Source organism: Pseudonocardia ammonioxydans (assembly GCF_900115005.1).
Lineage (GTDB): Bacteria > Actinomycetota > Actinomycetes > Mycobacteriales > Pseudonocardiaceae > Pseudonocardia > Pseudonocardia ammonioxydans.
This window is the reverse complement of sequence record NZ_FOUY01000003.1, coordinates 248,147-259,327: the sequence shown is the minus strand read 5'-3', so window position 1 is coordinate 259,327 and position 11,181 is coordinate 248,147. Positions and strand designations below refer to the sequence as shown.

Below are 11,181 nucleotides of genomic sequence, written 5' to 3'. Positions count from 1 at the left end.
GGTGAGCGGATCATGTTGGAGGCGGCGAACCGGGCGGCGACGGTGCCGGGGGCGCCGCGGATCCAGTTGTACAAGAACAACGTGGACGGCAAGGGTGCCAGTTACGGGTCGCACGAGAACTATCTGATGGCGCGGTCGACGACGTTCCCGTCGATCGTGACGGGGTTGACGCCGTTCTTCGTGTCGCGGCAGGTGGTGTGTGGGGCGGGTCGGGTCGGGCTGGGTCAGCAGGGTGACGAGGCCGGCTATCAGATCTCGCAGCGGGCGGACTACATCGAGGTCGAGGTCGGGCTGGAGACCACGCTCAAGCGCGGGATCATCAACACCCGCGACGAGCCGCATGCCGATGCGGACAAGTACCGGCGGCTGCACGTGATCATCGGGGATGCGAACCTGTCGGAGGTCGCGACGCTGCTCAAGGTCGGTACCACCGCGCTGGTGCTGGACATGATCGAGCACGGGCGGTCGTTCGAGGACCTGCGGTTGGCCGAGCCGGTCAAGTCGGTGGCCCGGATCAGCCACGACCCGACCCTGCAGGTCACCGTGCCGCTGGCCGACGGCAGGCACCTGACCGCGCTGCAGCTGCAGCAGGAGTACCTGGCCCGCGCGGTCGCGTACCTCGAGGAGACCGTCGGTCACCAGCGCGCCGACTGGGACCCCGACACCCGGGAGGTCGTCGAGGAGTGGGAGTCGGTGCTCACCGACCTGGCCCGCGACCCGATGCTCACCGCGGACCGCCTGGACTGGACCGCGAAGCTGAAGCTGCTCGAGGCCTACCGGGAGCGGGACGGGTTGTCGTGGGCGTCGGGCCGGCTGGGGATGGTGGACCTGCAGTACTCGGACGTGCGGCTGGCCAAGGGGCTCTACAACCGGTTGGTGACGCGGGGGTCGATGCGGCGGTTGGTGACCGAGGAGGAGGTCACCGCGGCGATGACCGAGCCGCCGCAGGACACCCGGGCCTACTTCCGCGGCACCTGCATGAGCCGCTACCCGGTCGACGTCGCCGCCGCCTCCTGGGACTCGGTGATCTTCGACCTGGGGCGGGAGTCGCTGGTGCGGATCCCGACGCTGGAGCCGTTGCGGGGCACCCGCAAGCACGTCGGCGAGCTGTTCGAGGCGGTCGCGAGTGCGGAGGAGCTCGTCGACAAGCTCACGGCGAACTGAGCGACGTTCACCGGACGCACCGGCGCCGGACAGGCGATTTTGTCGGTGCTGATCGGTAAGGTGAACGGGTACCGGATCCGGTCCGGCGCACGGGAACCGCGTGCGGCGCCCGGAACGGTGGGTCATGTGACCGACGAGGAGGAGACGTCATGTCGCAGGAGCAGACCAAGCGCCAGGGCGGTGGCGACGGCGACGACGAGTCCGGCGAGAACGAGTCCGGATCCGGCCAGGAGCGCCGCGAGAAGCTCGGCGAGGACGTCGACACCATCCTCGACGAGATCGACGACGTGCTCGAGGAGAACGCGGAGGACTTCGTCCGGTCCTACGTGCAGAAGGGCGGTCAGTGACCGCCTAGCGGGCACGACCGCGTCCACAGCAGTACCGTCCCGGCCGGGTCCGCACCAGCGGGCCCGGCCGTGCCGGAGATGGCCGCCGCAGGAGCAGCACCGCAGTCGCAGCGCTGCACCAGCCCCACTGTGGCGGGACCGCCGGCGAACGCAGTTCGAACGAGAGGCACGTCGAAGAAGATGGAGTTCCGGCCGTCGGTCACCCCCGGGCTGATGCCCGGGCACCACACGGGTCAGCTCGGCACCTTCCTCACCGGATCCGAGTCGTTCTCCGATTTCGTGGGGGTCACGGCACCGCACCTGATGCCCGGTGCGGGGATCGGGTCGGCGGGCGCCACCGGGCCCCACCCCGCGAACGCCGCCGAGTCGCTCGGCGTGCCGCACGGCACCACGATCGTCGCGCTGACCTTCGCCGGCGGCGTGGTCATCGCGGGCGACCGGCGGGCCACCTCCGGCAACGTGATCGCCCAGCGCGACATCGAGAAGGTCTTCGTGACCGACAACCACTCGGCGGTCGGCATCGCCGGCTCGGCCGGGATCGCGCTGGAGATGGTCCGGCTGTTCAGCGTGGACCTGGAGAACTACGAGAAGCTCGAGGGCGTCCCGCTCACGCTCGACGGCAAGGCGAACCGGCTGGCCGGGATGGTCCGGCAGAACCTCGGCGCGGCCATGCAGGGCTTCGTCGTCGTCCCGCTGTTCGCCGGTTACGACACCGCGATCAGTGACCCCGCGCAGGCCGGGCGCATCGTCACCTACGACCCCACCGGGGGGCGCTACGACGAGAACCTGGGCTTCCACGCCGTCGGGTCCGGTTCGGTGTTCGCGAAGTCGTCGCTGAAGAAGCTGTACGACCCGGCGGCGGACCTCGACGGCGCGGTGCGCACCGCGCTCGAGGCGCTCTACGACGCCGCCGACGACGACACCGCCACCGGCGGCCCGGACACCGTTCGCCGCATCTACCCGGTCGTCGTCGGGATCACCGCCGACGGCGCCGTCCGCCGGAGCGACGACGACGTCGCCGCGGTCGTCGAGCAGGTCGTGGCCGGGCGCACGGAGCGCCCGGGCGGCCCTCGCCGCTGATGCCGAGCCGTCCCCCCGCACGAGCACGAGCCTGGAGCGCCCCCCGATGACGATGCCGTTCTACTCCTCCGTCGACCAGCTGCTGCGCGACCGTTCGGAGCTCGCCCGCAAGGGCATCGCCCGCGGTCGCAGTGTGGTCGTCCTGACCTACGCCGGCGGGGTCCTGTTCGTCGCCGAGAACCGGTCGACCGCACTGCACAAGGTCTCCGAGATCTACGACAAGATCGGCTTCGCGGCGGTCGGCCGGTACAACGAGTTCGAGAACCTGCGCACCGGTGGCATCCGGATGGCCGACTTCCGGGGCTTCACCTACGACCGCCGCGACGTCACCGGCCGGATGCTGGCCAACGCCTACGCCCAGGCCCTCGGTACGGCGTTCGTCGAGCAGCAGAAGCCGTTCGAGGTGGAGCTGTGCGTGGCCGAGGTCGGCGCCGAGTCCGGCGGTGACCAGCTGTACCGGATCACCTACGACGGCTCGATCACCGACGAGCCGCGGTTCGTCGTGATGGGCGGCCAGACCGATCCGATCTCGACCAAGCTGCAGGAGACCTACGAGCACGGGCTCGAGCTCGGCGCCGCGATCGAGGTCGCGCTGGGCGGGCTGCAGGTCCCCGGCGCCGACCCGGCGGCCTCCGCCAACGGCGCGAACGCGGCCGCGCGGGTGCTCAGCGCCGAGGCACTCGAGGTCGCGGTGCTCGACCGGACCCGGGAACGCCGCACGTTCCGCCGGCTCGAGGGGGCCGCGCTGACCGAGCTGCTGCCGGCGGCCAACCGCGGCACCGAGCCGGAGCCGGACGTGGCCGGTGGCGACGACACCCCGGCCGCCGGAGGTGCACTGGGCGAGGGCGGCTCCTCCTGACCCGCTTCTCCGCGACGACCACGTCCGAGGCGGTCGTCACCGCCGACCGGACGGACGTGTGGGGCGTCCTCACCGACCCGGCCCAGCTGCCACGCCTGACGCCGCTGCTGAGCCGGATCGACGCGTCCACCGAGGGCGACCGGACGTTGTGGCGCTGGCACATGGTGCAGCTCGCCGTCCTCGGGGTCGGGATCAAGCCGGTGTTCACCGAGCAGATGACCTTCACCGAGGGCAAGCGGATCGAGTTCACGCACACCCCGCCCCCCGGTGTCACCGAGTGGGCCGGTGCGGAGGGCTACTACGCGCTCGGCGACGCCGACCCGGAGGCCGACGGGACACCGGCCACCCATCTGGAGATCTCGCTGACGCTGGCCGTGGACATGCCGCTGTCGCGGCTGGCGTCCCCGGTGGTCACCCGCACGATGCGGGCGACGATGGACGCGACCGGGGACCGGTTCGGCGCCAACCTGCTGCGCCACCTGCACGCCCGGCAGCGCTGACGACGCCGGGCGCCCGGCCGTCCTCGACCGCCCGCACGCACGTCCGGCGCGACCCTGGCATGATGGTTGAGACATCAACCAGTGAGAGGGTCGTATGAGCGACACCGTGTTCGGGATGGACACCTTCGGCGACGTGCCGACCGACGACGACGGCCGGCTGCTCAGCCATCCGCGGGCGATCCGGCAGGTCGTCGACGAGGTCGTGCTGGCCGACGGCGCCGGCGTCGACGTCGTCGCGCTGGGGGAGCACCACCGGCCCGAGTACTCGATCTCGACGCCGGAGACCGTGCTCGCCGGGATCGCGACCCGGACCTCGCGGATCCGGCTCTCCTCCGGGGTCACCGTGCTCAGCTCGGACGACCCGGTGCGGGTCTACCAGCGCTTCGCCACCCTGGACGCGCTGTCCGAGGGGCGGGCCGAGGTGATCGTCGGCCGCGGCTCGTTCACCGAGTCGTTCCCGCTGTTCGGGTACTCGATGAGCGACTACGAGGTGCTGTTCGAGGAGAAGCTCGACCTGTTCGTGCGACTGCTCGACGAGCAGCCGGTGACCTGGCGGGGGAGCACCCGGGCCGCGCTCGACGGTGCCCAGGTCCACCCGACGACCGGGCACCGGATCCCGGTCTGGGTGGGTGTCGGCGGGTCGCCGGAGTCGGTGGTGCGCACCGCCCGCCACGACCTGGGGCTGATGCTGGCGATCATCGGGGGCGAGCCCGGCCGCTTCGCGCCGTACGTCGATCTCTACCACCGCGCCGTCGAGCAGTACGGGCACGCCGCGAAACCGGTGGGCATGCACGCGCCGGGCTTCGTCGCCGACACCGACGAGGAGGCGAAGGAGATCTTCTTCGAGCCGTACAAGGCGCAGATGGACCGGATCGGGGCGCAGCGCGGCTGGCCGCCCATGTCGCGAGCCCGGTTCGAGGCCGACGTCGACGGTGGGGCGCTGCACGTCGGGTCCCCGGAGACGGTCGCCCGCAAGATCGCGGACTCGATGCGCGCGGTCGGTGCGCAGCGCTTCGACCTGATCTACACCGTGGGTCCGCAGCCGGTCTCGGCCCGGCTCACCGCCGTGGAGCTCTACGGCACCAAGGTGATCCCCATGGTGCGCGACATGCTGGCCTGAGCAGTGCCCCGCTCACCCGTCACGGGAAGTCCCCACGGGGCCGGAGCGCGCTGATCGACAGGCTCGTGCCGGGTGAGCTGCACGCTCCCGCCCTCGACGGGGCGGGAATGTGCTGATCGACAGGCCGTGGTGCGGTGAGGCGCACGCTTCCGCCCGCCGTGGGGCGGGAGCGTGCTGATCGACCGGGCTCCGCACGGCGGGATGCACGGTTCCGCCCCGGTCGGGCACCGGCGAGGCGGCCGCTCCCCGCAGAGCGGCGCCACGGGTGCCGTGATCAGGCGTCCGGGCCGGGGGCGGTGCGCACGACCCGGCCGGCGGCCGCGCGCAGGGTGGCGGAGAGGGCCTGCAGGGCGGGCAGGTCGGCGTCGGACTCCCGGCTCGCGAGCACCAGCGACCGCCCGACGGTGGGCCGGCACCGCAGGAACCGCACGCCGTCGACCACGGCGGGCACCCGGCCCGGCGCGTCCGGGGCCCGGGCGGGGTCGTCACCGCCCGGGCCGACCACGGCCATGCCCGGCACCAGCGCGATCGCGATCCCGGCGCGGACCATCGCGAGCTGGGTGGCGAAGTCGCCGAACAGGTAGCGCGCGTCGGGCTCGATCCCGGCGGCGCGCTGCAGCTGCTGCAGTGACTCGTAGGGCTCGGTCCCGACCGGGCTCGAGGCCCACACCTCGCCGTCCAGCGTGCGCAGCGCCACCGGGTCGTGGGCGCCGGCCGGATGTCCGTCCGGGACGGCGAGCAGTACCGGCTCGGTGACCAGGGTCGCGACCCGCAGCCCGGCGGGGAGCCGCGCCGGGCGCTGGGTCCAGCTCTCGAGGAGCACCGCGTCCAGGTCGCGCGACCGCAGCGCGGGGAGCAGGTCGACGACCTCGCCGTCGGTCACCGTCGGGACCAGCCGCGGATGCTCGGCGATCAGCCGGCGCAGCACGTCGGGCAGCAGGGCCCGCAGGGCGCTGGCCACGGAGCCGATCCGCAGCGGCCCGGCGGCGTCGTCGTGCAGGGCGGCCAGGTCACGCTGGGCGTCGGCGACCGCGGTGGCCGCCGCGGACGCGTGCCCGGCCAGGACGTGCCCGGCGGCGGTGAGCCGGATCCCGCGCCCGTCCGGCTCGACCAGCCGGGCGCCGGTCTCCCGTTCCAGCTTGCGCAGCTGCTGGGTGACGGCCGGCCCGGTGATGTGCAGTGCCGCTGCGGCCGCCCCGACCGAACCGTGGTCGGCGACGGCCGCGAAGACCCGCAGTCTCTCCCATCCGATCACATAGCGCAGCTTAGCTGTATCGGACAGAAACATTCATTGGATCTTTCCGGTGGCCGCGGGGAGCGTGGATGTCGTGACCACACGTGCCGCCACCGATCCGTCGTCCGCAGGGTTCCTGCTCGCCGGCGCCGCCGTCCTGGCCTGGACCGGCATCCTCGTCGCGCTGGCCGGGACCGACCCGGCGACGGCGTCGTTCTGGCGATGCGTGCTCGCACTGGTCGTGCTCGGCCCGTGGGCGCTGGCCGAGCACCGGCGCCTCGGCGGGGTGTCGCTGCCGGTGGCCGGGTGGGCGCTGGTCTCGGGCGTCTTCCTCGGGGCAGACTTCCTGTTCTGGACCCGCGCGGTGCTCGACGCCGGCGCCGGGATCGCGAACGTCGTGCTCAACGTGCAGGTCCTCGCGCTGCCGCTGATCGCCTGGGCGGTCGCCGGGGAGCGGATGCCGCGCCGGCTGGTGCTCGCCGCACCGGTGCTGCTCGGCGGGATCGCGCTGGCCGGTGGTGCCCTCGGTGCCGGGGCGGGCGGCCCGGAGCCGGTGCGCGGGGCCGTGCTCGGCACCCTGGCCGGCATCGCCTACGCCGGGTTCCTGCACCTCAACCGGTCGGCGTCCCGGCGGCACCCGCGCCACCTGGTCACCCCGGTCACGCTGGCCACCGTCGGCGCCGGGATCACCACCGGCGGGGTCGGGCTGCTGGCCGGCGGCATCGAGGTGGCGCTGCCCGCGCAGAGCTGGGCGTGGCTGATCGTGCTCGCGCTGGCCGGGCAGGTGGTGTCCTGGGTGCTGATCGGCCGCGGCACGGCCGGGCTGAGTTCCGGCACCGCCGGGGCGCTGTTGCTGGTGCACCCGGTGCTGTCGGTGCTGCTCGGCATGCTCGTGCTCGGTGAGACGCTGACCGCGTGGCAGGTCGCCGGCTGTGTGCTCGTCGTCGCGACGGTCGGGTGGGTGACCCGGCCCGAGGGCCGCGGCGGCGGGCTGCTCGAGCGCCTGCGCGCCCGCTTCGGCCGCGAGCCGGCCGCCGCGACCGGCTACGGCTCCAGCCGCTCCTGACCGGTGTAGACGTTGCCGGTCGCTCCGCGCAGGAAGCCGACCAGCGTCATCCCGGCCTCGTCGGCCAGCTCCACCGCCAGCGACGACGGCGCCGACACCGCTGCGAGCATCGGCACCCCCGCCATGACGGCCTTCTGCACCAGCTCGAACGACGCCCGCCCGGACACCATCAGCACGGTCCCGCCGGCCGGGATGCGGTCGTCCATCAGCATCCGGCCCAGCACCTTGTCGACGGCGTTGTGCCGGCCGACGTCCTCACGGGCGGCCAGGAGCTCCCCGTCGGCGTCGAACAGGCCGGCGGCGTGCAGCCCCCCGGTGGAGCCGAAGACCTTCTGCCGCTCGCGCAGCCGGTCGGGCAGCTCCAGCAGCACCTCGCGGCGGATCCGCAGCGGGTCGCCCGCGGGGGAGTGCCGGGTCTTGAGCCGCACCGCGTCCAGCGAGGCCTTCCCGCAGACCCCGCACGACGACGTCGTGTAGAAGTTCCGTTCCACCGACACGTCCGGCGGTGCGACGCCGGGGGCCAGGTCGATGTCGAGGACGTTGTAGGTGTTGCGCCCCTCGTCGTCGACCGAGTCGCAGTAGCGGGCGGAGGCGATGTCGTCGCGGGAACCGACCACACCCTCGGTGAGCAGGAAACCGTGCGCGAGCTCGACGTCGTGCCCCGGCGTGCGCATGGTGACGCTGAGCGGGGTGCCGCCGACCCGGATCTCCAGCGGCTCCTCCGCGGCGAGCGTGTCCGGCCGGGACCGCGTCGTGCCGTCCGGGTTGAGCCGCAGTACCGGCCTGCGGACCGTCAGCCGTCCCATCACGATCTCCCTCCGGGCCGCGACGGTGGGCAGGCGGCCGGACCTCCAGGGTAGGAGCCCGGCGGGCGGGACGCCGACGGTGCCGCCGCCCGCCTACGATCACCGCCGTGCGTGGCTACGGGGGACGCCGCCCCGGTGCGGGGATCGTCCTGGCCGGCGGCCGGTCGTCGCGGATGGGGTCGCCCAAGGCCGGGCTCGACTGGCACGGCGCCGCCCTGCTCACCCGCACCGTCGCGGTGCTGGGACGGGCGGTCGCGGGGCCGGTCGTCGTCGTGCGGGCGGCCGGGCAGGCGCTGCCCGCGCTGCCGCCCGGCACCGAGGTGTTCGACGACCCGGTGCCCGACCTGGGGCCGTTGCCGGCGATCGGGGTCGGGCTGGCCGCGGTTGCGGCGGCGTCGCCCGGGCACCCGGCCGCGTTCGTCGCGTCCACCGACCTGCCGCTGCTGCACCCGGCCTTCGCCGCCCGCGTGCTGGACCTGCTGCGCGGGCACGACGTCGCGCTGCCGGTCGCGCACGGCCACCACCAGCCGCTGGCCGCCGCCTACCGCACCGCCCTGGCGGCCCCGATCGCCGAGCTGACCGCGGCCGGGCAGGGACGCCCGCCGTCACTGTTCACCCGGTCCGACGTGCACCGGGTCGGGGAGCAGACGCTGCGGTCCGACCCGGTGCTCGCCCGGCTCGACCCGCGGCTCGACTCGCTGACCAACGTCAACACCCCCGCCGAGTACGCCGCCGCCCGGGCCCGGCCGCTCCCGGCGGTCAAGCTGCACGACGGCGACCGGGTCCGCACGGCGCGGGCGGCCACGGCCGGGCAGCTGGGTGTGCCGGTGACGGCGTACGGGGAGATGATCGGGCCGGACGGGCCGCTGCCGTCCTGGTTCCCGATCGTCACCGGCGACGAGGTGGCCGTCCACGGCGCCCGGCGACCGCACTGACGAACGCGGCGCCGCCCCGGACGGCACCCGCCGCACATCGTTGCCGATCCGGATCATGTGATGCGCGTCTCGCGCTTGCTACGGTGGATGTGGTCGATGACTGCACCACCCCGGAGGTCGACGATGACCCGCACCACCCGCTCCGCCCGTCGTGGGTTCCGCCCCCGCCACGTCCGGCTCACCGAACCGCTGGTCCGGGAGAACGGCGTCCTGCGTCCCGCGTCCTGGGAGGAGGCACTGGACCGGGCCGCCGCCGGGTTCCGCGACGTGCCCGGCGAGCGCTTCGGGATGTTCAGCTGCTCGAAGGCCACCAACGAGATGAACTACACCGCGCAGAAGTTCGCCCGGGCGGTGATGGGCAGCAACAACGTCGACAGCTGCAACCGCACTTGACACGCTCCCAGCGTCGTCGGTCTGACGGCGGTGTTCGGTGCCGGCGGCGGCACCTCCGCGTACGTCGAAGCGGAAAACGCCGACCTGCTCGTCCTGTGGGGCAGTAACGCCCGCGAGACGCACCCGATCTTCTTCCACCACGTGCTGCAGGGCCTGCAGAACGGGGCCCGGATGTACTCGGTGGACCCGCGGCACACCTCGACCGCGCACTGGGCCGACGGCTGGCTCGGGCTCGACGTCGGCACCGACATCGCGCTCGCGAACGCGATCGGTCGCGAGATCATCCACGCCGGCCTGGTGAACACCTCGTTCGTCGACCGGTCCACCAGCGGGTTCTCCGACTACCGGGCCTCGGTGGAGCCCTACACGCTCGAGCGGGCCGAGGAGATCACCGGGGTGCCCGCGGCGTCGATCCGGGAGCTGGCGCACGCCTACGCCCGGGCCGACCGCGCCCAGATCTGCTGGACGCTCGGCATCACCGAGCACCACAACGCGGCCGACTACGTCTTCGCGCTGATCAACCTGGCGCTGCTGACCGGGCACGTCGGCCGGTACGGCTCCGGGCTGGTGCCGCTGCGCGGGCAGAACAACGTGCAGGGCGGCGGGGACATGGGCGCCATCCCGGCCAAGCTGCCCGGCGGCTACGACCTCGCCGACGACACCGCGCGCGCCCGGTTCCAGGCCGTCTACGGCGGGCGGACGATCCCGGCGGCCAAGGGCATGCACCTGTCGGAGATGTTCGAGGCGATGGAGCGCGGCGAGATGTCGGCGCTGTACTGCATCGGCGAGAACCCCGCCGAGTCCGAGGCCAACGCCGTGCACGCCCGGGAGATGCTGGAGTCGCTGGACCACCTCGTCGTCCAGGACATCTTCCGGACCGCGACCGCGGAGCTGGCCGACGTCGTGCTGCCGGCCGCCGCGGACTGGTGCGAGTACGAGGGCACCGTCACCAACTCCGAACGACGGGTGCAGCGCTGCCGCAAGGCCCTCGACCCGCCGGGGCTCGCCCGCCCGGACACCCACATCATCTGCGGGATCGCGGATCGTCTCGGCCACGACTGGGGCACCCCGACGGCTGAGCAGGTGTGGGACGAGCTGCGGTCGGTGTCGCTGAACTGGCACGCCGGCATGAGCTACGCCCGGCTCGACGCGCTCGGCGGCATCCAGTGGCCGTGCCCGTCCGAGGACCACCCCGGCACCCCGCTGATGCACGCCCGGTTGTGGGAGGAGGACCCCGGGCTGCGGGGTGCGCCGGCGCCGTTCACGCCGGTCGAGCACGTCGCGCCGATCGACGAGCTGACCGAGGAGTTCCCGATCCGGCTCACCACGGTGCGGCTGCTCGACGCCTACAACTCCGGTGTGCAGACCGGCGGCTACGCCTCCCCGCTGCGGCGGCGGGAGTCGCTGCGGATGGACGCGACCGACGCCGCCCGGCTCGGGATCGCCGACGGCGAGCGGGTGCGGGTCAGCTCCCGGCGGGGTTCGGTGGAGGCCCCGGTGGCACTGGACCCGTCGCTGCGGCCGGGGCTGGCGTCGTTCACCCCGCACTTCTCCGAGGAGGTCGACGTGAACGCGCTGACCAACGACGCGTGGGACCCGAAGTCCGGGACGTCGGAGTTCAAGGCCACCGCGGTACGGATCGAGAGACTCGCCGGGCTTCCGGTGGCGGGGGAGTAG

11 protein-coding genes are annotated in these 11,181 nt (G+C 73.4%); 9 read left to right on the top strand and 2 right to left on the bottom strand.

What is annotated here, in order from left to right; genetic code table 11:
* The 6 genes from dop to BM093_RS05450 form a co-directional block, all read left to right on the top strand.
* Nucleotides 1–1,164, top strand: a 1,164-nt coding sequence (dop, locus tag BM093_RS05475) for a depupylase/deamidase Dop (RefSeq protein ID WP_093338172.1), incomplete at its 5' end; no start/stop codon positions are given.
* Nucleotides 1,165–1,313: 149 nt separating this feature from the next.
* A complete protein-coding gene (locus BM093_RS05470) occupies nt 1,314–1,511 on the top strand; it encodes a ubiquitin-like protein Pup (RefSeq protein ID WP_093338059.1) in 198 nt (65 codons plus the stop codon).
* Nucleotides 1,512–1,724: 213 nt separating this feature from the next.
* Entirely contained in the window at nt 1,725–2,591 is an 867-nt protein-coding gene (prcB, locus tag BM093_RS05465) for a proteasome subunit beta (protein WP_245773321.1), read from the top strand.
* A gap of 46 nt (nt 2,592–2,637) precedes the next feature.
* Entirely contained in the window at nt 2,638–3,450 is an 813-nt protein-coding gene (gene prcA / locus BM093_RS05460) for a proteasome subunit alpha (protein ID WP_093338053.1), read from the top strand.
* A 56-nt stretch (nt 3,451–3,506) separates the two neighbouring features.
* A complete protein-coding gene (locus tag BM093_RS05455; RefSeq protein WP_093338049.1) occupies nt 3,507–3,950 on the top strand; it encodes an SRPBCC family protein in 444 nt (147 codons plus the stop codon).
* 94 nt (nt 3,951–4,044) lie between these two features.
* A complete protein-coding gene (locus BM093_RS05450) occupies nt 4,045–5,070 on the top strand; it encodes an LLM class flavin-dependent oxidoreductase (RefSeq protein WP_093338046.1) in 1,026 nt (341 codons plus the stop codon).
* A gap of 274 nt (nt 5,071–5,344) precedes the next feature.
* Here the strand turns inward: BM093_RS05450 and BM093_RS05445 are convergent, their stop codons facing one another.
* Nucleotides 5,345–6,325, bottom strand: coding sequence for a LysR family transcriptional regulator (locus BM093_RS05445; protein ID WP_093338043.1), 981 nt, complete (start codon nt 6,323–6,325; stop codon nt 5,345–5,347).
* A gap of 73 nt (nt 6,326–6,398) precedes the next feature.
* Between BM093_RS05445 and BM093_RS05440 the strand changes: the two genes are divergently transcribed.
* A complete protein-coding gene (locus BM093_RS05440; RefSeq protein ID WP_143105266.1) occupies nt 6,399–7,370 on the top strand; it encodes a DMT family transporter in 972 nt (323 codons plus the stop codon).
* On the opposite strand, the gene fdhD is transcribed toward BM093_RS05440, so the two are convergent.
* Nucleotides 7,349–8,176: a formate dehydrogenase accessory sulfurtransferase FdhD gene (gene fdhD, locus BM093_RS05435; protein WP_093338038.1), complete on the bottom strand. Its 828-nt coding sequence runs from the start codon at nt 8,174–8,176 to the stop codon at nt 7,349–7,351. The genes BM093_RS05440 and fdhD overlap by 22 nt on opposite strands.
* Before the next feature lie 107 nt (nt 8,177–8,283).
* Between fdhD and mobA the strand changes: the two genes are divergently transcribed.
* Nucleotides 8,284–9,111 (top strand): molybdenum cofactor guanylyltransferase, encoded by an 828-nt coding sequence (gene mobA, locus BM093_RS05430; RefSeq protein ID WP_218162670.1) that lies wholly within the window; start codon nt 8,284–8,286, stop codon nt 9,109–9,111.
* Between the two features lie 123 nt (nt 9,112–9,234).
* Nucleotides 9,235–11,181 carry a molybdopterin oxidoreductase family protein gene (locus tag BM093_RS05425; protein ID WP_093338035.1) on the top strand — a complete coding sequence of 649 codons (1,947 nt, stop codon included), beginning with the start codon at nt 9,235–9,237 and terminating at the stop codon, nt 11,179–11,181.

Excerpts from the sequence above, each read along its gene's own strand:
- prcB (WP_245773321.1), top strand. The coding sequence starts at position 1,725 with ATGCCCGGGCACCACACGGGTCAGCTCGGCACCTTCCTCACCGGATCC.
- BM093_RS05450 (WP_093338046.1), top strand. The coding sequence starts at position 4,045 with ATGAGCGACACCGTGTTCGGGATGGACACCTTCGGCGACGTGCCGACC.
- BM093_RS05470 (WP_093338059.1), top strand. The coding sequence starts at position 1,314 with ATGTCGCAGGAGCAGACCAAGCGCCAGGGCGGTGGCGACGGCGACGAC.
- prcA (WP_093338053.1), top strand. The coding sequence starts at position 2,638 with ATGACGATGCCGTTCTACTCCTCCGTCGACCAGCTGCTGCGCGACCGT.
- fdhD (WP_093338038.1), bottom strand. The coding sequence starts at position 8,176 with ATGGGACGGCTGACGGTCCGCAGGCCGGTACTGCGGCTCAACCCGGAC.